The sequence below is a fragment of the Corynebacterium phocae genome, assembly GCF_008693075.1.
GTDB classification, from domain to species: domain Bacteria; phylum Actinomycetota; class Actinomycetes; order Mycobacteriales; family Mycobacteriaceae; genus Corynebacterium; species Corynebacterium phocae.
This window is the reverse complement of record NZ_VXKJ01000031.1, coordinates 1-1,076: the sequence shown is the minus strand read 5'-3', so window position 1 is coordinate 1,076 and position 1,076 is coordinate 1. Positions and strand designations below refer to the sequence as shown.

Annotated in this window: 2 pseudogenes; one reads left to right on the top strand and one right to left on the bottom strand. The window is 53.1% G+C overall.

Going from position 1 to position 1,076, the window contains the following annotated elements:
• Positions 1–190: pseudogene (locus tag F4V58_RS12845) on the top strand (integrase core domain-containing protein); the annotation flags it as partial.
• Between the two features lie 89 nt (positions 191–279).
• Here the strand turns inward: F4V58_RS12845 and F4V58_RS03235 are convergent.
• Positions 280–978: pseudogene (locus F4V58_RS03235) on the bottom strand (IS256 family transposase); the annotation flags it as partial.
• Between the last annotated feature and the right edge of the window lie 98 nt (positions 979–1,076).

Here is a 1,076-nt window from a genome sequence, read left to right as displayed (position 1 = left end):
CGCAGGCGCAGTAGAGTCCAATCCCCGCAAGCGCCCCAAATCTTCCTACCTGCGCTTCCAGCGCGGCAAAGCCATGGAACTATGGCAGCTAGATGGCCTAAAATACCGCCTTTATGATCAACAACGCACGGTTATTACCATCTACCAGCTCATCGACGACGCCACCCGTAAGGACATGGGAAGGTCAAGTCCAGGGAAGTGGTGTATCTCGTTTTCGAATATTGGGTTAGTTGTGGGCTCGGGTGTGGGGTCCGTCTCTGGGAGCGTTGCCGGGGTGAATCATGCCGAGATTTCCTTGCTGGTTCCTGGTTGCTCGTCAATGACCTTAGCGTCGACTATGGCTCTGGTTTGCGCCAAGCTGGTCAATGACATGTAGCGTTTCTGCTGAATCCAATCATCGTGTTGTTCAGCGAGAACTGAGCCAACGAGGCGGATTACCGAGCTCCGGTTAGGAAAGATTCCTACAACGTCGGTGCGACGCCGGATTTCTCGATTAAGCCGTTCGGTGGGGTTGTTCGACCATATTTTACTCCACACTGCTTTAGGTGCTGCAGTAAAAGCTAGCAGGTCATCAAGGTTTTCTTCGAGATAGTCTGCAACGTGAGGGAATTTCTCCCTGCAATACTCGACTACCTCCCGGGCTTGCATCCATACTGAATCGGCGTCTTCTTGCTTGAAGATTGCTTGATACATAGCTGACAGGGTCGGCCATTGGGCTTTAGGCACCATGGAAGAGAGGTTTTTGGCAAAGTGAGTGCGACAGCGCTGCCAGCTTGCTTGAGGCAGGCACTCACTTATTGCAGCTTGAATGCCAAGATGGGCGTCACTGGTGACCAAGAATACGCCACTTAGGCCTCGGGCTAGGAGATCGCGGAAGAAACCGGTCCATGACGCCGCGGATTCTGACGTAGCAACGTGCATCCCCAGTATCTCGCGGTAGCCATCGACATTAACGCCGGTAGCCAGCAAGACACTGGTTGTATGTGGTCTCCTAGAAGTGATCCAGATTGGCGCGAAAATTGATCCACTTGGTGGATCAGTTTTTGGGCTGGTTTGGCTGCGGTGTGCTGGTTGCT